Source organism: Methylorubrum sp. SL192, from assembly GCF_026672325.1.
Lineage (GTDB): Bacteria > Pseudomonadota > Alphaproteobacteria > Rhizobiales > Beijerinckiaceae > Methylobacterium > Methylobacterium extorquens.
This window is the reverse complement of sequence record NZ_JAPPQV010000003.1, coordinates 3,961,271-3,982,798: the sequence shown is the minus strand read 5'-3', so window position 1 is coordinate 3,982,798 and position 21,528 is coordinate 3,961,271. Positions and strand designations below refer to the sequence as shown.

Annotated in this window: 18 protein-coding genes; 8 read left to right on the top strand and 10 right to left on the bottom strand. The window is 69.7% G+C overall.

Features of this window, described 5'->3' with window-relative positions; genetic code table 11:
• Positions 1 to 59: 59 nt before the first annotated feature.
• Positions 60 to 3,269 (bottom strand): GAF domain-containing protein, encoded by a 3,210-nt coding sequence (locus OVA30_RS19260; RefSeq protein WP_326493621.1) that lies wholly within the window; start codon positions 3,267 to 3,269, stop codon positions 60 to 62.
• Positions 3,270 to 3,628: 359 nt separating this feature from the next.
• Here OVA30_RS19260 and OVA30_RS19255 point away from each other — a divergent pair, with 359 nt between their 5' ends.
• Positions 3,629 to 4,651, top strand: a complete 1,023-nt coding sequence (locus tag OVA30_RS19255; RefSeq protein ID WP_268176422.1) for a zinc-binding dehydrogenase — start codon at positions 3,629 to 3,631, stop codon at positions 4,649 to 4,651.
• Between the two features lie 5 nt (positions 4,652 to 4,656).
• Here the strand turns inward: OVA30_RS19255 and OVA30_RS19250 are convergent, their stop codons facing one another.
• From OVA30_RS19250 to OVA30_RS19220, 7 genes are all read right to left on the bottom strand, one after another.
• Complete coding sequence (locus OVA30_RS19250; RefSeq protein ID WP_268176420.1) at positions 4,657 to 5,544, bottom strand: LysR family transcriptional regulator; 888 nt, start codon at positions 5,542 to 5,544, stop codon at positions 4,657 to 4,659.
• Positions 5,545 to 5,876: 332 nt separating this feature from the next.
• A complete protein-coding gene (locus OVA30_RS19245; protein ID WP_253387244.1) occupies positions 5,877 to 6,320 on the bottom strand; it encodes a DMT family transporter in 444 nt (147 codons plus the stop codon).
• A 101-nt stretch (positions 6,321 to 6,421) separates the two neighbouring features.
• Positions 6,422 to 7,639, bottom strand: coding sequence for a Gfo/Idh/MocA family protein (locus OVA30_RS19240; RefSeq protein WP_268176419.1), 1,218 nt, complete (start codon positions 7,637 to 7,639; stop codon positions 6,422 to 6,424).
• Positions 7,640 to 7,774: 135 nt separating this feature from the next.
• Complete coding sequence (locus tag OVA30_RS19235) at positions 7,775 to 8,215, bottom strand: cupin domain-containing protein (protein WP_012255609.1); 441 nt, start codon at positions 8,213 to 8,215, stop codon at positions 7,775 to 7,777.
• Positions 8,212 to 9,885, bottom strand: a complete 1,674-nt coding sequence (locus OVA30_RS19230; protein WP_268176418.1) for an SDR family oxidoreductase — start codon at positions 9,883 to 9,885, stop codon at positions 8,212 to 8,214. Before OVA30_RS19230 ends, OVA30_RS19235 begins: the two co-directional genes overlap by 4 nt.
• Before the next feature lie 8 nt (positions 9,886 to 9,893).
• A complete protein-coding gene (locus tag OVA30_RS19225; RefSeq protein WP_268176417.1) occupies positions 9,894 to 10,766 on the bottom strand; it encodes a hypothetical protein in 873 nt (290 codons plus the stop codon).
• Positions 10,763 to 11,233 carry a hypothetical protein gene (locus OVA30_RS19220; RefSeq protein ID WP_268176416.1) on the bottom strand — a complete coding sequence of 157 codons (471 nt, stop codon included), beginning with the start codon at positions 11,231 to 11,233 and terminating at the stop codon, positions 10,763 to 10,765. The genes OVA30_RS19225 and OVA30_RS19220 overlap by 4 nt, the downstream gene beginning before the upstream one ends.
• Positions 11,234 to 11,455: 222 nt before the next feature.
• Between OVA30_RS19220 and OVA30_RS19215 the strand changes: the two genes are divergently transcribed.
• Positions 11,456 to 14,404 (top strand): phosphoenolpyruvate carboxylase, encoded by a 2,949-nt coding sequence (locus OVA30_RS19215; RefSeq protein ID WP_268176415.1) that lies wholly within the window; start codon positions 11,456 to 11,458, stop codon positions 14,402 to 14,404.
• Positions 14,405 to 14,453: 49 nt separating this feature from the next.
• On the opposite strand, the gene OVA30_RS19210 is transcribed toward OVA30_RS19215, so the two are convergent.
• Positions 14,454 to 14,699: a hypothetical protein gene (locus OVA30_RS19210; protein ID WP_003601620.1), complete on the bottom strand. Its 246-nt coding sequence runs from the start codon at positions 14,697 to 14,699 to the stop codon at positions 14,454 to 14,456.
• Positions 14,700 to 15,045: 346 nt separating this feature from the next.
• On the opposite strand from OVA30_RS19210, the gene OVA30_RS19205 reads away from it, so the two are divergent.
• The 6 genes from OVA30_RS19205 to OVA30_RS19180 all read left to right on the top strand — a co-directional run bounded on the left by OVA30_RS19205 (position 15,046) and on the right by OVA30_RS19180 (position 21,066).
• Complete coding sequence (locus OVA30_RS19205) at positions 15,046 to 15,243, top strand: hypothetical protein (RefSeq protein WP_268176414.1); 198 nt, start codon at positions 15,046 to 15,048, stop codon at positions 15,241 to 15,243.
• A gap of 254 nt (positions 15,244 to 15,497) precedes the next feature.
• Positions 15,498 to 15,842 carry a hypothetical protein gene (locus OVA30_RS19200; protein ID WP_003601624.1) on the top strand — a complete coding sequence of 115 codons (345 nt, stop codon included), beginning with the start codon at positions 15,498 to 15,500 and terminating at the stop codon, positions 15,840 to 15,842.
• Between the two features lie 426 nt (positions 15,843 to 16,268).
• Positions 16,269 to 16,745, top strand: a complete 477-nt coding sequence (locus OVA30_RS19195; RefSeq protein ID WP_003601627.1) for a (2Fe-2S)-binding protein — start codon at positions 16,269 to 16,271, stop codon at positions 16,743 to 16,745.
• Positions 16,742 to 19,093, top strand: a complete 2,352-nt coding sequence (locus OVA30_RS19190) for a xanthine dehydrogenase family protein molybdopterin-binding subunit (RefSeq protein ID WP_268176413.1) — start codon at positions 16,742 to 16,744, stop codon at positions 19,091 to 19,093. The genes OVA30_RS19195 and OVA30_RS19190 overlap by 4 nt, the downstream gene beginning before the upstream one ends.
• 140 nt (positions 19,094 to 19,233) lie before the next feature.
• The gene (locus OVA30_RS19185; protein ID WP_268176411.1) at positions 19,234 to 19,620 is read left to right on the top strand and encodes a hypothetical protein; all 387 of its coding nucleotides are present in this window, start codon (positions 19,234 to 19,236) and stop codon (positions 19,618 to 19,620) included.
• A gap of 300 nt (positions 19,621 to 19,920) precedes the next feature.
• Positions 19,921 to 21,066 carry a sensor histidine kinase gene (locus tag OVA30_RS19180; protein ID WP_268176409.1) on the top strand — a complete coding sequence of 382 codons (1,146 nt, stop codon included), beginning with the start codon at positions 19,921 to 19,923 and terminating at the stop codon, positions 21,064 to 21,066.
• Positions 21,067 to 21,110: 44 nt separating this feature from the next.
• On the opposite strand, the gene OVA30_RS19175 is transcribed toward OVA30_RS19180, so the two are convergent.
• On the bottom strand, positions 21,111 to 21,383 hold the full coding sequence (locus OVA30_RS19175; protein ID WP_003601632.1) for a hypothetical protein: 273 nt from the start codon (positions 21,381 to 21,383) through the stop codon (positions 21,111 to 21,113).
• Positions 21,384 to 21,528 lie beyond the last annotated feature (145 nt).

Genomic DNA, 21,528 nt, shown 5'->3' with positions numbered 1-21,528 from the left:
CCGACGTCCCGGACCACGAAGACCGACGCGGCGTCCCCGAACTGCGAGGCGTGACGGTCTCACTGCGCCGCTTGCAGCGTGTCGGCGAGGAAATTGACGACGCGTTTCAGCTCGACCGGCTTCTGGAGGCGCTCCACATCGGCGAAATCCGGCGGAATCACCCCCTCGTCGTAGCCGGTGATGAACACGAACGGCACGCCGCGCTCCCGAAGCAGGGCCGCCAGGGTGAAGGACGGCCCTGAGCCGAGATTGATATCCACCAGCGCCGCCGCCAGCGCCCCTTCATCGAGCGCCTCGCGCGCCGCCTCTTCGCTGGGGCAGGGGCCGACCACCTCCGCGCCCGCTCCCTGGAGCGCGCGTGCCGTATCGGTGGCGAGATAGTAATCGTCCTCCACCACGAGGATGCGATAGCCGCTCAAATCTGGTTCGCCGGTCATGTCGAGCGCTCCTCCGAACACGGTCGCTCGTTGCGGGGCATCGGTTTCAAGGATGCTGGCGCCGTCACGGAGCGGAAATTCGAGGCGGCACCGCGCCCCCTCCGGACCGATCTCCAGGCGACCGCGCCCCCCGAGTTCGTAAGGCAGGCGCCCCTCGATCAGTTCGCGGCCGAAACCACGGCGCGCACCGGTGCGACGATTCGCCTCACGCTCGTCCGCAATCTTCGCTTCCGGCACGCCATCCTCCGCCCAATCGAAGCCGAGCCAGGGCTCGCCCCTCTTCTCGAACGAGGACCAATTCACCCGCACGCGCCCATCCGGCACCGATAAGGCTCCATATTTCAGGGCATTGGTCGCCAGTTCGTGAACGGCGAGCGTCAGGATCTCCGCCGCCTTAGGCGAGAGTTCGATTTTGGGTCCGGACAGATCGTACTGGTCCGCGCGCAGATCCTGGGCATCGATCTCGTCGCGGACGATGGTGGCGACCGGCACGCCGGCATTGGGAGAGCGGGTCAGCAGGGCCTGGACGCGGGCCAGCGTCAGGAGGCGCCCTCCCACCAGGGACGCGTAATCGGACACGGTCTCCGCCCGCTCGCCCGTGCGGGCGACGATCGAGCGGGTCACCGCCATGATGTTGCGCACCCTGTGCTGCAATTCGGCGAGCAGCACGGCCTGATGCCCGATCAGCAGCTTGGCCTCGGTCATGTCGGAGGACAGACCGCCGATGCGCCGCACCCGGCCCTGCTCGTCGCGCAGGGGGAACAGCGTACTGCGGATCCAACGGAAGGCGCCGTCGCTCGGCCGCTTGATGCGGAACTCGTTCAGCAGCGATTGGCCGGTCGCCGCCCGCTGCAGGTTTTGCAGGGCGTTCTCGCGATCCTCCGGCAGCATGTGGCCGGCCCACCGCCGGATCTCAGGGCCGAGCACGTTGGGTTCGATGCCGTAGACCGTCCGCAGCGCCGGGCTGACGAACTCCATCTCGAACGTCTCCGCATCGCGGATCCAGAGGACGTCGGAGGAGGCCTCGGCGAATTGCCGGAAACGCTCCTCGCTCTCGCGCAGGCGCAGCTCCGCCCGCTTGCTGCGCAGGGCGTGCCAGATCGCGGGCGCCAGCGCCTCCGCCGCCTCAAGGTCCTCCGGCCGGTAGCCGCCCGGGCGGTTGCCGAGCCCGATCAGACCCCGCGTCCGGTCACCCTGCTTCAGCGGCACGCCGAGGAAGGCCGTCAGCGGCAGGTGGCCGGCCGGCGTGCCGACGCGGTCGGGGTGGGAGGCGGGATCGTTGACGATGACGCCCGTGCCATCCTGCAACACCCGCCCGTAGATGCCGTGAATCGCAAGCCCCAGCGCCGACTTGCCCATCGGGAAGCCGTCATCCCCCTCCGATGCGTGCGCGGCGTAGCGGGCCCGGCTCCGGTCGCTGAAGAACAGGCCGTCGAGGCGCCCGGTGGTCTCATTGATCTCACCGATGAAGCCGATGGCGCTGCCGGTCAGCTCTTCGGCGACTTCGAGGGAGATGCGCGCCAATTCCTCCTCCGAGGAGGCGCCGAGCGTCTCGCTGAAGACGAGGTTGATCGCCTGGAGGACGGCGTTGTTGCGCCTGACGCGCTGCTCGGCAAGGCGCCGCTCGGTGACGTCGATCGAGACGCCAACGAAGCGCCCGTCCTCCAGCGGCCGGCCCGACGTGCTGAGCCAGCGGTACTGCCCGTCGGCACGGCGGAGCCGGGCCTCGTCGGTGAAGCAATGGCGCTGCGCGAACGCCTCTTGGAAGAGAGAAAGGTGTCGCTCGGCATCCTCGGGATGCAGGAACTTCTGCCAGCCATACCCCGCCACGGCCTCGAAGCCGACACCGAAGAAGTCGAGATAGTGGTCGTTGACGAGGATCGTGCCGCTCGAATCCGCGTCCCAGATCAGGACGGGTGCGGCATCGGCCAGGGTGCGCAGGCGAATGTCGGCCTCGCGCGCCGTCTTCTCCGCGCGGGCCCGCTCCATCGCCGCCCAGGTGCGCTCGCCGATCTCGGTGGCCAGCGCGATCTCCGCAGGGGTCCATTCCCGCGGCGTCGTCATGGAGAGCGCAAGTGCGCCGACGAGGCGGCCCTGCTTCGCCAGCGGAATGCCGAGCAGGCTCACGACACGATCGGCCAGCACCCTCTCCCGGCAGTCGTCCGGGACCAGGGGGGATGTCTGCACGTCCGTGATCGCGATCGGCTGGCCCTGGCCCTGATGGGGCATCGCCCAACCGACGAGGCTGAGAGGATATTTCCCGGCTCGCGAGGGGAGACCCGCGCGCGCGAAATCCTGTGCGATGATCGCGAAACCCTCCGCCTCGTACAGGTTGAGGTAGTACGTGTAGTCCGCCTGAAGGTGCTCCCCGAGCAAGCGGCAGGCCACGGCCTGGACTTCGAGCGGATCGGCCAGGGGGCGCAGCGCGTCGCTGAGGCCGAGCACGAAGGCCTGCTGCTCCTCGCGCTCGAGCAAGGCCCGCTCGACGAGGACGCGATCGGTCGTCTCGAAGGCCGCGAGATAGAACCCGGCGAAGCCTCCCGCTTCGTCCCGCAACGGCGTCCACTGGGACGTGAACCAGCCGAAAGGTCGCTCCGTCCGCGCGGGAAGATCCCAGTAGCGATCAATGATCTGACGGGCCTGCCCCTGTCGTATCGAGTCGACGATTCCGTCGCTTTCCGGCTTTGGCCAGACTTTCGTGAACGGTCGGCCAAGGGGCGGCGGATCGCTGAAGTTGTCGATCGCGCTGAAACCGTCGTTATAGATTACCGTAAGTTCAGGACCCCAGGCGATCGCCGCCGGCAAAGGAGAGCCGAGCATCAACTCGACCATCGTCCTCAAACTCTGCGGCCAATCAGCAATGGCGCCAAGAGGTGTCCGTGCCCAATCGTAGGCACGAATACGCGCGGACATTCCCGCACCGGTTGGCCACTCGCTGCCTACTCGACACATCCTTATGTGAAAGACATGCTCTGATCCAAAAGTCACCTGGCGCCCCGCGTCAATCGCGCAACGGTGTCTCGCGGAATCGAGAAGAGCCGTCCGTCGAACCGGTCGGCGCATCGTTGATGCGCTGCGGCGGGAGGGGGCTCCCGGCGCCCGCTGTTTCGCGGTACGGCGTCGGGCGACCCCGGCCGGGCCCGGTTCGTACGCCGCGCCCACCTCCTCAACGCCAGACGAGTTCGATCCTGATGCAAGCCCTCCAGCTCTTCGGCGACCGAGATCTGCGCCTCACCGAGGTCGAGCCGCCGCCCGCGCCGGGACCGGGCGAAGTGCAGATCCGAGTCCGGGCGGTCGGCCTCAACTTCATCGACGTGTGGGGCTTTCGCGGCATGGCCTTCGCCAAGCGCAAGCTGCCGCTCACGGTCGGCGCGGAGGCGGCGGGTGAGATCGCGGCGGTCGGCGAGGGCGTCGAGGGGCTCTCCGTCGGCGATGCGGTCGTGCCCTACGGCGCGCTGACCTGCGGCCGGTGCCGCGCCTGCCAGGAGGGGCGCGACAACCTGTGCGAGGACGTCTCGGGCGTGATGGGCTTCCATCTCGACGGCTTCGCCCGCGAGCGGGTGAACCTGCCGGCCCGCCTCGTGGTGCGGGTGCCGGGGGGCGTCGATCACGTCCAGGCCGCCTGCGCCGGCATCGCCTTCGGCACGGTGCAGCACATGCTGTTCGACAACGCGCGGCTGGAGCCGGGCGAGTCGATCCTCATCCATGCCGGCGGCTCGGGCATCGGCACGGCGGCGATCAAGATGGCCAAGGCGATCGGCTGCACCGTCTACACGACGGTGGGCGACGACGCGAAGGGCGAGAAGGCGAAGGCGCTCGGCGCCGACCACGTCGTCAATTACCGCGAGGAGCGCTTCGAGGGTGAGGTGCGGCGGCTGACCAAGCGCAAGGGCGTGGACGTGGTGTTCGAGCATGTCGGCGCCGAGACGTGGAACGGCTCGCTGCTCTGCCTGAAGCGCGGCGGGCGGCTCGTCACCTGCGGCTCGACCTCGGGCGTCTCGGTGCAGATGAACCTGATGCAGTTGTTCCAGCAGCAATACCGCATCACCGGCTCGTTCGGCTGCCGCATCGCCAATATGAGCCAGAGCCTCGACAAGATGGCCGCCGGCCTGACCCCGGTCATCGACACGGTGCTGCCGCTCGCCGATTTCGCCAGCGGCCTGGAGCGCCTGGAATCGCGAAAGGTGTTCGGAAAAATTCTCGTGACGCTCTGACGCGTTCAGGCGAAGAGGCGGCTGCCGAGGCCGGGAAGATCGCGAAAACTGTCCGCCACATGGCCTGCGAGCGCCCGCGCCGCCGGCCCGGCACCGTCGCGCAGGCGCATCAGCACGTCGTAGCTGCCGAGCGGCGGCAGGGCCGCGATCCGCTGGAAGGGCGGTCGCGCGACGCTCAACGGGAGCGGCGCCACCGCGAGGTCCGCCTCCACCGCCGCGATCTGTCCCTGGCAATGCTCGCTCGTATAGGCGACCCGGTAGGCGATGCCCGCCTGATCGAGCGCGTCGAGCGCCGCCGCCCGCCACGTGCAGCCGCTCTGGCAGAGCGCGAGCGGCAGGGGCCGGCGCGCCTCGGCGAGGCCGCCGCGCAGGCCGACCCAGACCAGATCCTCCGAATGCACCACCTGCGCCGCTCGGTCCGACGGGAGATGGCCGGCAAAGAGCACGAGATCGAGCGCGCCGTCGGCGATGGCCTCTACCAGAAGGCGGCTCGCATCGAGCCGGACATCGACCTCGACCTGCGGATGGGTGGCAGCGAAGCGGCGCAGCATCGCCGGCAGGGCGAACAGGCCGGAATCGTGGGGCGCGCCGAAGCGCACCCGCCCCTCCATCGGCGGCGCATCGAAGAAGGTCACCACCTCGTCGTTCAAGGCGAGCAGGCGCCGGCCGAGGCCGAGCAGCGCCTCGCCGTCCGCCGTCGGCACGACGGCGCGCGGCTGCCGCAGGAACAGCGCCCGGCCCAGACGCTCCTCCAGGCGCTTGACCTGAAGGCTGATCGCCGAGGGCGTGCGCCCGACCCGCTCGGCCGCGCGGGCGAAGGTGCCGGTCTCGCAGATCGTCACGAAGGTACGGATGAGATCGAGATCGAGGTTCGACGGATTGAGCGCATTCACGGCGACGATGATCCTGCTGCCACGGCCCAGCCTCTGCGATGAGCATTCCTCACCGTTTCCGCAAAATCAATTCGTTCGATTCATCGCGTGCCACGCCCCATCCTGTCCGCTGCAACAGCGGAGGCAGACATGATCGGATGGATTGGACGGACCCTCCAGCGGGGGATCGCCGGTCTCGTGGCCGGATGGCATCGAGACTGGCCGACGGCCTCGCGCGACCGGCGGGGTGAGCCGATCGCGGAAGACCTGTGCGGTCTCGACGAGCGGCTTCTGGCCGATCTCGGCGTCACGCGATCCGGCAAGGTGCTTCCTGGCGGCGAAGGGCCGCCGCGTCAGCGCAGGCAGACGAGAACGAGGCCGCCGATCATCAGCGCGCAGCCGAGGATGCGCCAGGGGTCGGCAGTGTGCTGGGCGAACCCGACCCAGCCGAAATGGTCGAGCAGGACCGAGGTGACGATGGCGGCCGTCACCGTGATGCCGGTGAACACGGCCGCACCCAGCCGCTCGGCGATGAAGATCGTGGCGAGTACGTAGGTCGCGCCCATCGCTCCACCGAGCCACGCCCACCACGGCACGCTCGCGATTCGCTGGCTCCCCGGCCAGCCGATCCCGATGAAGGGCGCGGCCGCGAGATAGACCGCGACATTGGCCGCGGTGACGACGAGGGCCGCGAGGATCGGCTGATCGAGCGCCTTGTTCAGGGAGGCGTTGGCGCCCGACTGCACCGTGTTGAGGATACCCGCGATGGCGGCCGCGGCGGCGATGAGAAACGGCATCGTTCGGCTCCACTGGGTGTCGGAAAGCCTCGAAAAACGCCCGATCAACGATCGCGTCCCGTCCGGGTACGGCGGCGCAGCGGGCGTTTCGTGAGAGACGATCAGGCGCCGCGCACGGTCATGTCCGGGTTGAGATCAAGCCAGCGGCGTTCGCGGGCGGCCCGGTAGAGTGCCTCGATCAGGCGCACGTCGCGCAGGCCCATCTCGCCGGGCGTGCTGATCTCCGTGCCCTCCGTCACGGCTTGCGAGAAATGGTCGATCTCGCCGGTGAACTGGGCAGCACTCGTCTCCTTCGTCAGGATTTCCTCTGCCCTCTTCGCGTTCGAGACGACGAGGCGGTTGTCCTGATAAGCGGTGGCCGGATCGAGGGTGGCGACGAGCCGGTCGCCCCAGAGGTCGATCCGCTTCTTGTTGGCCATGTAGCCCGAGGAGATCGTCGCCCGCCGGCCCGAGGGGAAGGCGAGTTCGGCGGTGAACACGTTCTCGACCTCCGCGAAGCGGGAATCGTCGGGCGGTGCCTGCATCGACGCCGCGACGGCGTTCGGGCTCTCGCCGAAGAACCATTGCAGCCCGTTGAGACTGTAGATCCCGATATCGACCAGCGAGCCGCCGCCGGCCACCGACCGTTTCATCCGCCACTGGTCGCGGGGAAGCGCGGGGTCGAGGGGCCGGTGATGGTCGGACGTCGCGAACCAGACCTGTCCCAGTTCGCCCGCGTCGAGCATCTCCTTGGCGCGGAGGTTGTGCGGCTCCCAATGCGCCCGGTAGGCGATCATCAGCTTGCGGCCGGCGGCCTTGGCGGCGTCGATCATCCGCTGGCACTCGGCCGGCGAATTCGCCATCGGCTTCTCGCAGAAGACGTGCTTTCCCGCCTCGAACGCCTTCACCGCCAGCTCGGCATGGGTGGAATTGGCCGTGACGATGTAGACGACACCGACCGCGTCATTCTCGGCGAGCCGGCCCATGGTGTCGTAGCCGTAGAGCGCACTCTCCTTCACGCCGTAGCGCGCGGCCACGCCCTTCGCCTTCTCGGCGCTGCCCGATACGAGGGCGGCCGCCCGCGAGCGGCGGGCACGGGCGAGGGCGGGCAGGACATAGCCCTGCGCATAGTCACCGAGGCCGACCACCGCCCAGCCGACTTGGCGGTCGAGCGGCAGGGGCGGCTCCGCCTCCAGCTTCGGCTCGGGCCGCCCGACCGGCCCGGTCGGGATGCCGTTCCCGCCGCCCTGCGCGGCGGCGCGGCTGCCGGCGATGGCGGCGCCGAGGCCGGCGGCTCCTCCGGCCAGGAACAGCCGGCGGGAGTGAGAGGGAATGCGCAAACGGAGGTCTCCCTGGCAAAGGGTCGAAGGCGTCGCGGCCTTAACCGGCAACGCCCAACTCGCGCCTTCCGTGCTGCGGCATGATGTCATCAACTCAAGGTAGAACAGCGCGCCGGGCGGACCTCCGGTTGCCCGTCAACTCCGCGGGGTCGGGCGCCAATCCTCGGGCGCCATCTCGAAACCGGAGAACTCGAAGCCCGGCGAGACCGTGCAGCCAACGAGCGTCCAGGCGCCGAGGCTGGTCGCCGTCTGCCAATGGCCTGCGGGCACCACGAGTTGCGGACGCTGGCCGCGGAGGAGGTCGGGCCCGAGATGGTGGGCCGAGGCGTCGTGGCCGTTGGGGCTCATCGTGATCACCATCGGCGCACCCGCATGCCAGTGCCAGATCTCGGCCGCATCCACCCGGTGCCAAGCCGAAGTCTCGCCGAGGCCGAGCAGATAGTAGATCGCGGTACCGACCGAGCGCCCCTCGACCGTGCGGGGGTCGCGAAACGTCTCGCGGTAATGCCCACCCTCCGGGTGGGGCTTCAACCCAAGGGCATCGATCACCTGCGCGGCCGTCTGCGTGTCGCTCATGGCGTTTCTTCTTCCCTCTCGTCGCAGCGGACCAGCCAACCGCGATAATGCACCAGCAGCCCCAGGAACGGCAGGAACAGGGCCACGTCGAAGCGGAAGCGGCCCTGCGCATCGACCCGCTCGCTGGCCTGCGTCGTCGGCCGCAAGAGCCGCGGCAAGGGCAGCGGGCCGAACCGCCAGCCCGTCACTGCCATGTCGAGCCCGTCGGCATGGGCCCTCACCGCGAGATCCATCGCGAACGGGCCGAAATGCTCGCGCACCCGCCCGCTCCCGTCGGGGCCGGCGCGCTGCATCCGGCTGGCGAAGCGGCGATCCGGAAAACCGCGCGTCCAGCGTTCCGAGCGAGCGTCGAGGTCGGGTTCCATCGTCACGCGGATCGGCCCATCCTCCAGGGCGGGCGGCAACCGGAACAGCGCGGCGACGAGCGCGACCAGAGGGCCGCGCCCGCGCATCACCGCGGCCCGGCCGCGAAAGGCGCCATCGCCCACCGCACCGTGCACGGCGCGCAACGCTTCGGGCATCCGCGCGAAGCCGTCCCCGAGCACCCGCTCGAACAGCGGCACGGGGTGATCGGTGTCGCGACGGGTGTGGATGGCGAGGCGTGCCATCTCCGCCTCGATCGCTTCGAGCGGCAGAACGCCGACGCAGGGGCGGGCGCCGGGTGGAATTGGCGCGGCGGACGGATCGGTGAGCCGGCGGATCGCGGCGAGCGCGGGCAGAGTCGGAACGTACGGCCCGTCGCCGGCCTCCGCGACGAGGCTCCACACCGCGCGGACCGGCCTCCCGGTCGCGTCCGTTCCCAAAGCCTCGACGCTCATGCCGCCGCGGTCGCTGCCGAAGCGGTCGAGCCAGCCGGCGATCGCCAGGAACGGGCGGGCGAGGGGCACGAGCGAGGGCAGCAGCCGCCAGCGCACCGGCAGGCTCGCGAGGCTCAGGCCCAGATGCAGCAGGGGCAGTTCGAGCCCGGCGCGGAACAGGGCCGTGCGCAAAGCGGGGAAACGGGCGGGAAGGATGTCGAGGTCGGGCGTCTCGCACAGGCTGGCGAAGCGCCGGCCGAGGCCCGGCACCGCGATCCGGCTGAGCAGGCCCCAGCCGGGCCGGTTCTGCCACGTTCCGGCCCGCAGCACCCGCACCGGCTGCCCGGCATAGGAGAGGATCGCCCGCATCACCGAGAGGCCGCGCGGCGCCCGGTTACCCGGCACGATGGCGACCCGCACCGTCTCGACCGTGCGCCAGCCCGCGGTGAGCGCGTCGAGCGCCGCATTCGACAGGGCCGGGGTCGAGCTGGCACCGGTCAGCGCAACGACGCCGTTGGCCCGCGCTGCCGCGTCGAGGGCGGGGAAGGCCGCCACGAAGTCGCGGCCGTCGGCAAGGTCGAGATAGGGCAGGCCGGCCTCGATCGCCGCGCGGGCGAGCACCGGGGCCCCGCCCTGGAACGGCCCTGCCGCGTCCACCACGATTGTCGCGCCGAGTGCCCGCAACTGCGCTGCATCCACCTCCGTCGCATCGAGGCGTACCGCCCGCCCGCGTCCGTCCGGCACAGTGCGGGCCACGGCCTCCGCCTTAGCGACATCGCGGCCGGCAACGATCACGCGGAGATCGGTGGTCGCGGCGAGCCCGGCGACGAGCCGCGACCCGAAGGCGCCGGCCCCGCCCACCACGAGGATCACGGCTCCGTTCAGGGAATCGCCCCCTGCGGCAAGGCCGAGCCCGGCATCCGCGGCGGCGTGAGATTTTGCGGGGCGCCGCCGGCCGGGGGATGCACCGCCCGGCCCACGCTCGCGGCTTTCGCGGCCGCCTGCGCAGCGGCCTTGGCAGCCTTTTCCGCCTTCTCCGCCTCCGCCGCGACAGCTTCGGGGGTCGGCGCCATGCGGCGGGCCTTCGGCGGCGGCAGGAGCTTGCCCGAGGGCGCGGTGCCGCATTCGAGGAAGCGCAGCTCGGCCAGGGGCTTGCCCGTCTCCGCGTTGATCGGCAGGCTATCGGGGAGGGCCACGATGGAGGCATCCCACTGGATCCGGCCGCCGATGGTTCCCTCCAGCGTAGCCGGCGACGCACCCCGGCGCAGGGACAGCAGGTCCGGCCCGTAGGCGGTGGCGACCTTGCCGGCGACCACGACCTGCAGCACGCGGGTCACGTCGGGCGTCAGTGGACGCAGGGGGTTGTCGATGGTGATGCGGCCGCTGCGGGTCACCCACAGCTCGAGGTTCTTGTCGCCCTGATAGTGAACGGCCTGGCCCGGATCGCAGGCGACCGGCGGCGCGGCAAAGTTCATCCCCGTGGGCGAGGGGACGGCGGAGGGAATCGGGCTCGCGGCCGGCTCGGCGGGCGGCGTGTCGGCGGCTTTCGCGGGCGCGGTCTCGGCCGGCGCGGGTTTGGCCTGCGGCTTCGGGCGGGGCTTGGGCCGTATCTTGCGCTTGGGTGCCTCCGGAACCGCCTCGGCGGGGGCCGGGTCCGAGGCTGCCTCGTCCTGTGCCACGACCGGGGAAACCAGGCCGGGAACGAGTGACATCCAGGCCGCCGCGACAGCGGCGAGCAGGCCGGCCCGCCTCATCGGGCTGCCCGGTCCTTCGCCTCGGACGGCCGCAGCGCGTCCGGCTCGAGCGCCTGCTTCAGCACTTGATTCTGCTGGTCGAGAAGTTGATCGAGCATCCGGCTATCGAGTTCTTCCGCTTGGAACTTTCGGGGCTCTCCGCCCTTGGGCGGATCGACCGTTTCGCCGTCGATGACGTGACCGTCAATAATATCGCCATCGATCACTTGGGCATCGAGTAATCGGGCGTCGAGCACTTGCGCCCCGCGGTCGATCGGGCTGGGCTGGGACGGGGTCAGCGCCTTCACGACGGCATCCGCATCGTCGTCCCATTCCTCCTCGCGGGGAAGGCGCAGGGGCGGCCGGCGCGGCCCCTTGGAGAGCGTTACCACGAAGACGCAGGCGAGCAGGGTCGCCGCCGCCGCGGCAAGGATCACCAGGGTTTCCATGATCGGCCCGACCTTAGACCGGATCGCGTGCCGTTGCACGCGCAGCAGGCTTCGGCCTTGCCGAGCCGGCGCGGGGGGAGAGGGCGAGGGTCGGAGGCCCGTTTCGCGATCGAGGCCGCGCGATCCCGCCGGCATCTCGCCCCTCCACAACCCGGTCTACCCCCCTTGCCGGAACGGTCCTTGCGTCTCGGGCCGAAGGGTGAGAACCGCGTAATCGCCGCCGTCCGACGGTCACCGGCCGCTCACGTCCAGGAACGCTCGATGCCCCTCGAAGACCCCCGCTCCGGCCCGCCGCAGCCCTCGACCCACGCATCCGGGCACCCGACGGCCGCGCCCGCACGGCCCGTGGATCGCGATTTGGAAGCCGAGCTTCTCGACCTCGTCGCCCGCACCCGCGAGCAGGCGAGCGAGGACCCGTTCCGCAACCCCGTTCTCGCCGTGACGCTGGCCATCACCCGCCAACTCGACCGGGACGAGATCGGCGAACCGGATCTCGACGCCCTGCTCGCCACCCTGCGGCGGCGGGCGCTGACAGACCGGGCCGAGCGACTGCGCGCCTATGTCGGCCTTGACGCCGACGCCGCCACGGGGGAGGCGGCGCCCGCGGTCGAGGTCGCGAACCGACTCGTGGCGGCGGTGGCGCGGGGCTCGGGCGATTTCGAGACGTTCCGCGAGCGCGTCGGCCGCACCGCTTTTGCGGCGGTGTTCACGGCGCATCCGACCTTCGGCATGCCGCGGGCCGTGGCCGCGTTGATCGCGCGGGCCGCCTCGCTCGCCGACGCCGACCGGCGCGCGCCGATCATCGGCGAGGCCGCCGCCCGCTCGACCCGGCCCGATCCGCAGATCACCCTCGACGACGAGTTCGAGCAGGCCTGCGTCGCCGCCAACCACGGCCGCGCGGCGATCGACGCCTTCAACGGCGCGATCCTCGATGCCGCCCGCGCCCGCTGGCCGGATCGCTGGACCGAGTTGGTGCCCAAGCCGCTGGCCATCGCGAGCTGGGTCGGCTGCGACACCGACGGTCGCACCGATATCGGCTGGTGGGACACGATGCGCTACCGGCTGATCTCGAAGCGCATGCAGTTCGACCGGCTGATGCGCGAGCTGCCCAACATCCCTGCCACCCGCGTGGTGCGCGAGCTGACCGCGGGCGCGCGGGACGCCGTCGAGCGTCAGCTCGCGGGCGCGCCGCTGCTCGGCACCAAGCCCTCGCTGGAGGCGGTCCACCGCTTCGCGCTGGCCCTCATCATCGAGCGCGAGCGGGCGCAGACCGATGCCGGGCCGATCCTGGCCGGGCTGGCCGCCGCGATCGGTGCCGCCGAGACCGATGCGGACTGCCGCACCATCGCCGTGCTGCGCTCCGGCATTGCCGCCCACGGCCTCTCGAACGCCCTGCCGCATTTCCGGCTCAACGCCAGCCAGATCCACAACGCGGTGCGCCGGGTCATCGATCTGGAGGGCGAGCCGACCGACGCGGCGCAGAGGCGCTCGCACCTCTCGGCGATCAACACGCTGCTCAACGACGTGCGCCCCGTGCCCGTCGATTTCGGGGCGCTCGCCGCCGAGCGGGCTTCGGCCGCGCGGCTGATGATGACGATCACGCAGATCCTCAAGCATGTCGACGGCACCCACCCGGTGCGCTTCCTCATCGCCGAGACCGAGACCGGCTACACCCTGCTCGCCGCGCTCTGGCTGGCGCGCCATTACGGCATCTCGGACAAGCTCGAGATCACGCCGCTGTTCGAGACCGCGAGCGCGCTCGAACAGGGCATCCGCGTCCTCGACGACGCCCTGCGCAACCCGCATTGGCGGGCCCACCTCAAGCGGCTCGGCCGGCTCTCGGTCCAGTTCGGCTACTCGGATTCCGGGCGCTATGTCGGCCAGTTGGCAGCCACCTTCTGGATCGAGCGTCTGCGCCTGCGCATCACCGAGCTGATGACGCAGAACGGCCTGTCGGACATCGAACTCGTCATCTTCGATACCCACGGCGAATCGATCGGCCGGGGCGCCCACCCGACGAGCCTCCGCGACCGCCTCGCCTATCTCGCGCCGGAGGATGCGCGCCATCGCAACGCGAAGGCGGGCATCCGCGAGCGGCTCGAATCGAGCTTCCAGGGCTCGGACGGCTACCTGATGTTCGGTTCGCCCGAACTGGCGGGCGCCACGGTGGCGCGCATCGCCGAGCACGTCTTCGCCGACGCGCTGACCGAAGACGACGCCTTCGCCGATTACGCGCTCAACGACCGGGCCGCGGCCCCCACCACGGACCCGATCTACGAGGAGGCGGATTTTGCCGCCGAGTTCTTCCGCGTCGTCCGCCAGGACATGGAAACCCTGGTCGATGATCGCGGCTACGCGGCACTTCTCGGCACCTTCGGCCCGAGCCTGATCGACCGCACCGGCTCGCGCCCCGTCGCGCGCCAATCGGATGGCGGCGGGCCGGCGGCGATCACCCATCCGCGGCAGATGCGGGCGATCCCCAACAACGCGATCCTGCAGCAGCTCGGCTATCTCGCGAACTCGCTGCACGGCGTCGGCCGCGCCGCGCACCGGGCGCCGGAACTGTTCCGGCATATGCGGACGAACTCTGTGCGCTTCTCGCGCGCCTTCCGCCTCGTGCAGCACGCCGCCAGCGTCGGCGACCTCGACGTGATGCGCGCCTATATCGACACGCTCGATCCGGCGGTGTGGCTGGAGCGGGCCCGCCGCACCCGGCGCGACGTCCGGCGCGACGAACTCGTCACCATCGCCGCCGCGCTGGAGCGGCTGAACCTCTCGCCCGACCTACGCCGCCTATTCGGACGGCTGACCTGCGACGGGCTCTCGCTCCAGGCGGCGGCGCCGGATCTCGCGACCATGTCGACCCGGCTCGCCCTGCTCCACGCGATCCGCCTCGCGCTGATCCACCGGATCTGGTTCCTGGCCGCCCACATTCCGAGCTTTCGCCCGCAGGCCGGGCTGACCCGCGAAGCGCTGCTGGAACGCTTCCTGCGCCTCGACATCGACGGCTGCCTGAAGCTGCTCGACGAGATCTACCCCGTGACGCCCGACCCGACGCTCGGCCTGAATTTCGGTGAGCCGCCTGGCCCGCGCGACGTCGGCACCTACGAGACCGAGCACAACACCCTGTTCGGACCGATCCGCCGGATGTTCGAGCGGGTGCGGGAGATCTCGGGGATCATCCAGCACGAGGTCGGCGCGTTCGGCTGAGGGCGAGAGGCAAGGGGGGCTCGTCGCCCCCCGTTACCTCTTATTGGCCTCAGTGCTTCATCATGCTCTCGAAGCTCTCATGGGGCTCGACCTTGCCGGCGAAGCGCGCGAGCCGGCTCAGGCTCGGCTCGGCGAGGCCGCCGGCATTGGCGTAGGTGGCGAGCGCGAAGCTCACCAGCAGCTCGGCCTCCTCATGGGTCATCGCCCGCCCGCTCAGGGTGCTGGCCGCGCCGCGCACCGCGAGGACGGCTTGGCGGAAGGCGGGGTCGTTCTTCAGTTCGTCCAGGCGACTCATCGGGCGTCCTCGGGGCCGTACTCGGTGTTGGGTGATCCTGCCGGCCGGGCCGGCCGTGCGGATTCACGGATGAAACGCGCGCCACCCCGTCCCGTCTCCGGCGGGAGGCAGCCTTCAGCGTGTCTCACGAAACTCTCGGTCACCGACCGTTACCTCATCGGGGATGACGGCGCGCCGGGCGTTCTGTGAGAGACACCAAGCGCGGCTTAAGTGAACCCCGTCCGAACGCAAACCGCGCTTGGCGGGCAGCGCGGCGCGGTTGTTCCGGCGCGCCCCTCGCCATCAGTGCGGGCAGCGATACATTTTGCCGGCGCGAGGGCTGCTGATCGCGAGAGGAGGGGGCACCATGGACGGTATCGGCATCGACTGGGACGAGACCAAGGAGCCCGCCTATCGCGATGGCCGCCGGGCCGGCGAGCGGCGCGAGGAGGCGGAGAGCAATCCGCACATGTCGGGCTCGGACGATCATCGTCTCTGGCAGGCAGGCCACGCCTCGGTGACCGCGCCCGACATCGTCGCCGACAAGATCGGCGACTTTGCCTGAGGCGCCGACCCGGAACCTTCACCCGAGGCCACGCGTCCCCGTCTCGATCCCTTGCATGATACCTCGGCGAGACCGTCGCGGTCGCAGAATTCGGGATCGGCGACAGGGTGTCTCAGAGTCGTATCGGGCCTGCCTGCATCTGGGCGGATACGACTCTCAGTCCTTATTTGACGCGCATTCCTTCGACGAACCGTGACCACTTCGTCGGAATGCGCTTGAGAATGCACGCCACCAATCAGGGCGAAGGAGCGGCGATGCGGGTGCTGGAAACGCCGGATGGGCGCTACATCGTCGTGCATGGCCGGCTGTGGCGGCGCCATCGGCCCGATCTCGAACCGACGCAGCGCGACCGCTTGGTCCGCGACCTGATGGATGCCCGCCGCGCCGTGCGCGCTGCCAAGCGCTCCAGCGACGAGGCGGCCCTCGTGCGCGCCCGCGCGGCCGTAGATGCGGCCAAGCATGGGCTCGGCGAGCGCGGTCCGGTCTGGTGGACGGACGGCGCACCCGACCTCAACCGGCGCATGATCGCCAACACGCCCTATGCCGCGTGGTACACGGCCTTGCCCGCAGCCTTGAGAGCCGAGCACGAGCGTCGCTGAGTATCGGGCCGACCGAACCAGCATTTGCTACAGAGCTCGTGTGCGCGACCGCACAGACGGTTTCAGGCGATCGCCCGGACCGCGGCAGATACCCGCCCCGTGACCCCGATGTGACGGACACAACCGAGTCGCGCGATTGCCAGAGCATCCTAGTTCTGATTAATTCCAGATAAGAAATGCAGTTGAGGCCGTCCTGCGGCCTCCGCATCGTCCTGGCGCAGCGAAAACGCTGTGGCCGACGGCAGGCACACCAAGAGCCGGACGGCTTTGCCCGTGAAACCGGTCGCCACGGCACCGCCCCACCCGCCTGTCGGGCTTCGGGCCGGTCCCGGTACGGCATCCCTGGGGACGGCAGATCGATCTGGCCGCCGGGCGGGCATTCCCTCCGCTCGCGCGCCCTCCATCCTGAAACGGCAGATGACAGCGATGATAAAACTCACGGTCAACGGAGCCGAACGCAGCTTCGACGGCGATCCCGAAATGCCGTTGCTCTGGTACCTGCGCGACGAACTCGGACTCACCGGCACCAAGTTCGGCTGCGGCATCGCCCAGTGCGGCGCCTGCACGGTCCATCTCGGCGGAACCGCCGCGCGGGCCTGCATCACCCCCGTCTCCGCGGCGGAAGGCCAGGAGATCACGACGATCGAAGGGCTCTCGCCCGACGGCAACCACCCGGTTCAGGTAGCGTGGCGCGACCTCAACGTCGCCCAGTGCGGCTACTGCCAGACCGGCCAGATCATGCAGGCGGCGTCCCTCCTCAAGGACAGCCCGAAGCCGACCGACCAGCAGATCGACGAGAACATGAGCGGCAACATCTGCCGCTGCGGCACCTATCCGCGCATCCGCGCCGCGATCCATCAGGCTGCCGGTCAGGCGCCCGCCACCAAGGGAGATCGCCTGTGATTCACGAAGCCAAGCTGATGGCCGAACTCGCCGCCTCGCAGAACGCCGCCGGCCCGGTCCGGATCGACAATGTCAGCCGCCGCGGCATCCTCGGCGGCATGGGCGCCCTAGTGCTCGCCCTCTCGCTCTCGGACCGTGCCAAGGCCGACGAGGGCCAGACCGAGGAGCAGAAGGCGAAGAAGTTCGGTGCCGACGGCATGCCGAACGGTTGGCGCGACGATCCGAAGGTCTTCGTCGCGATTGCCAAGGACGGCACCGTCACCGTCACCAACCACCGCTCCGAGATGGGCCAGGGCGTTCGCACCTCGATCGCCTTCACCGTCGCCGACGAGCTGGAGGCCGATTGGTCGAAGGTGAAGGTGGTCCAGGCCTGGGGTGAGGAGACTCATTTCGGCAACCAGGACACCGACGGCTCGCGCTCGCTCCGCCACTTCTTCCAGCATTTCCGCCATGCAGGTGCGGCCGCGCGGCTGATGCTGATCCAGGCCGCCGCCAAGCAATGGGGTGTGCCCGCGGGTGAGGTGAAGGCCGAGAACCACGTCCTGACCCACACCAAGTCCGGCCGCACGCTCGGCTACGGCGACGTCGCCGAGGCGGCCGCCGCCCTGCCGGTGCCGGCCCGCGAGAGCGTTCAGCTCAAGAAGCCGGAAGCCTTCCGCTACATCGGCAAGGGCAAGATCGGCCTGATCGACAACCACGACATCACCACCGGCAAGGCGATCTACGCCCTCGACGTGAAGCTCGACGGCATGCTCTACGCCCTCGTCGCGCGTCCGGCCGTCTACGGCGGCAAGGTCGTCTCGTTCGACGACACCGAGGCCAAGAAGGTCCCGGGCGTCGTCAAGATCATCAAGATCGAGGGCGGCGAGATCCCGTCCGAGTTCATGCCGCTCGGCGGCATCGCGGTGATCGCCAAGAACACCTGGGCGGCGATGAAGGGCCGCGAGGCCCTGAAGATCACCTGGGATGACGGCCCGAACGCGTCCTACGACACCACCGCCTTCCGCAAGGAGCTGGAGAAGGCCGCCCGCGCACCGGGCAAGGTCGTGCGCGTCGCCGGCGACGTCGATGGCGCGATGAAGACCGCCAAGGCGAAGTTCGAGGCGGAGTACTTCGTGCCCCACCTCGCCCAGGCACCGATGGAGCCGCCGGCCGCGGTCGCCCGCATCAAGGACGGCGCCTGCGAGATCTGGGCCTGCACGCAGGGGCCGCAGGCCGCCCATGACCGGGTGGTGAAGCGCCTCAACCTGCCGGCCGACAAGGTGCGGGTGAACGTGACGCTGCTCGGCGGCGGGTTCGGCCGCAAGTCGAAGCCCGACTACGTGGTCGAGGCCGCCCTCTGCTCGCAGGCCGTGGACGGCCAGCCGGTCAAGCTGGTCTGGACCCGCGAGGACGACATCCAGCACAGCTACTACCACACCATCTCGGTCGAGCGGATCGAGGCGGGCGTCGACGAGAAGGGCATGCCGGTGGCGTGGCTCCACCGCTCGGTGGCGCCGACGATCGGCTCGATCTTCGCGCCCGACCCGAAGCACGAGCTGCCGTTCGAGCTCGGCATGGGCCTCGTCAACAACCCGCTGGCGCTGAAGAACCTGCGTTTCGAGAACCCGGAAGCCTCCGCCCATACCCGGATCGGCTGGTTCCGCTCGGTCTCGAACATCCCGCACGCCTTCGCGATCCAGTCCTTCGTGGCCGAACTCGCGCACGCCGCGGGCCGCGATCCGAAGGACTACCTGCTGGAGCTGATCGGCCCCGCCCGGAAGATCGACCCGACCGAGATCGGCGACGTCTGGAACTACGGCGAGGATCCGAAGCGCTACCCCGTCGATACCGGCCGCCTGCGCCGTGTCATCGAGACGGTGGCCGACGGCGCCAAGTGGGGCCGCAAGCTGGAGAAGGGCCGGGGCCTCGGCATCGCCGGCCACTACAGCTTCGTGACCTACACCGCGGTCGCGGCCGAGGTGGAGGTCGATGACAAGGGCCAGGTGAAGGTCCACGCCATCGACATCGCCGTCGATTGCGGGCCGCAGGTGAACCCGGAGCGCGTCCGCTCGCAGATGGAGGGCGCGGTGGTCATGGGGATGGGCCTCGCGCTCACCTCGAAGATCACCTTCAAGAATGGCCGGGCCGAGCAGTCGAACTACGACGGCTACGAGGTTCTGCGCATCGACGCCGCCCCGAAGGTAGTGCGGGTCCATCTCGTGCCGTCCAACAACTACGACAGCCCGCTCGGCGGCGTCGGCGAGCCGGGTGTTCCCCCGGTCGCGCCGGCCATCGCCAACGCGGTCTTCGCCGCCACCGGACGCCGGGTGCGCGAGCTGCCGCTGCGCGACCAGCTCAGCACCTGAGGTCGCCGGACGGCGCCCTTCCCCTTCGCCGGGGAGGGCGCCGTCCGAAGGTCGAGGGGAGGGGGATCGGCGGAGCCGGCAACTCTCGGACCCCTCCGCGACTTTCACAGGCATCTGTGTTGCACGAGGACCCACGCTTCATGACATCCACCGCCCGCCTCACCATCGGCCTGTCGCTGGCCGGAATCCTGCTGGCCGGCCCGGTGCTCGCCTCGCCCTGCTCCGACAAGATCGCCAAACTCGACGGCCGGGCGAAGTCCGAGGCCTCGGATTCGATCGCCGCCTCGACCGGCAGCAAGACCATCGCGGCTCACCGTGAGGGCGAAGGCCAGACCGGTACCGGCGGCCAGACCGACACGCGCGAGGCGCCCCCGGAAAAGTCGGCGGAAGCCGGAAAGGGCGGCGATCAGGCCCAGCAGGCCCGGGTGGCCCTGGAAGAGGCTCGCACGGCCGACGGCAAGGGCGACGCTGCGGCTTGCGAGGCCGCCATCGCCCGCGCGGAAAAGCTCCTTAACGCCAAGCCCTGAGCCAGCGCATCACTCCGAAAGGTGGTGGCCGGCTTTTCGAAAAAAATGATGCGAAAACAGGACGCTCGAGTTCATCCTGGATCCGATATCCAGGATGAACTCGAAGAGCGGAACGCGTCGCGTTTAGAAGGTTCGACCGGGTTTACGGAGGGAGGGCGCGGACCAATCGCGCCTTTCCGCCCCCATGTGTCCTTCCCTTTTCCTCCGCGCACCCAACCTTCTCACATTGCTGACACCGTCGTCTGCAACCGCGCATTGTTCGCGCGTGAGCCCCCATTTCGGGAACCCAGAGACGACCGCATGACCGAGATCTCACCGGAGGTTCTGGACCTCCGGTTGCGCCAGCAGGCGATCCTGTCCGATTTCGGCGTCGAGGCCCTGCGCGCAACCGAACTGCTGCCGCTGCTGCAGCGGGCGACCGAACTCTGCGCCGAGGGCATGAACGCGCAGTTCTGCAAGGCACTCGAATATCAGCCGACGCAGGACATGCTTCTCGTCTGCGCCGGCATTGGCTGGGAGCCGGATTGCATCGGGCGGGCCGTCGTCGGCGCCGACCTCGCCTCGCCCGCGGGCTACGCCCTGAAGACCGGCCGCCCCGTCATCTCCAATCACTTGGAGAACGAGACCCGCTTTCGCACGCCGGAACTGATGGCGAGCCACGGCATTCGCCGGGCGGTGAACGTGCTCATCACCAACCGCGAGGGGCATTACGGCGTCCTGGAGGTGGACGACACCCGCGAGGGCATGTTCGGCCCCGCCGACATCGCCTTCATGCAGGGCTTTGCCAACCTGCTCGGCAGCGCGATTGAGCGTCAGCGCTCGGAGGCGCAGCTCAAGGTCGCCCTGGAGCGGCAGGACCTGCTGAGCCGTGAGATGAGCCACCGGGTCAAGAATAGCCTCGCCGTGGTCGCGGGGCTTCTCGCGCTCCAGGCGCGCGGCACCGACAACGAGGATGTGAAAAGCGCTCTGGCCGACGCACGCGCCCGCGTCGAGGCGGTGGCCCAGGTCCACGACCAGCTCTGGCGTCAGCCGGACCTCACGCGCATCGACGTCGCCGGCTTCCTCGAAGCCTTGTGCGAGAAGCTCACGGAAACCGCGGGCGCTCATGCTTTGGTCTGCCGCGCCGCGGCCGTGACCATGCCGGCCGATCTCGCGATTCCGCTCGGTCTGTTCGTGAACGAACTCGTCACCAACGCGATCAAATACGCCTATCCCAACGGGCACGGCGAGATTCGCGTCGAAGCCGTCATGCGCGAGGATGGCGGGCTTACCGTCTCGGTTTGCGACGACGGCATCGGTCTGCCACCGGGCTTCGATCCGCTGAAAACCCGCGCGAGCCTCGGGATGCGCGTCGTCGGCAATCTGTCCCGACAACTCGACGGCACACTGACGCTGAGGCCGGGCAAGGGCGCCCAGTTCGAGCTGCGGATGGCGCCGCGCGGGTGAGCCGGGACCGGTAAGAACACCGGCCCCGGCTCACGCTTCGAGGATCAGTTGCCCCCGGCGCTGCCGCTACCGCCGCCGCCGCTGCCCTGAGGCACCGCACGCGAGGGCTGGTTAGCATTGCCGCCGGCCGCCGAATTGGTCTGCACCGTGTCCGCCCCGGTGCTGCCGCGCGGGATGGTGACGTTCGTATCGGCGCCCGTGTTGTTCTGGCCACCCGACACGGGGGCACCGGACTGAGGCGCCGTCGGTGCCGTGGTCTGGGCGAAGGCCGGGCCGGCGAAGGCCGCAAGCGTCGCGGCCAGGATCAGAGTTCGCATCAAGTCCTCACGTATCGAGTGATTGGACCGCCGTTCGGGTGCCCGTCGAGCAGGCCGGCGGTCGGTCTGTGATGGAAGAACCACGCAAACGGATGTTGGGTCCGAGAAAGTCGTGCGGCCAAAGCGCTTTCGCCGTTCGACAGGA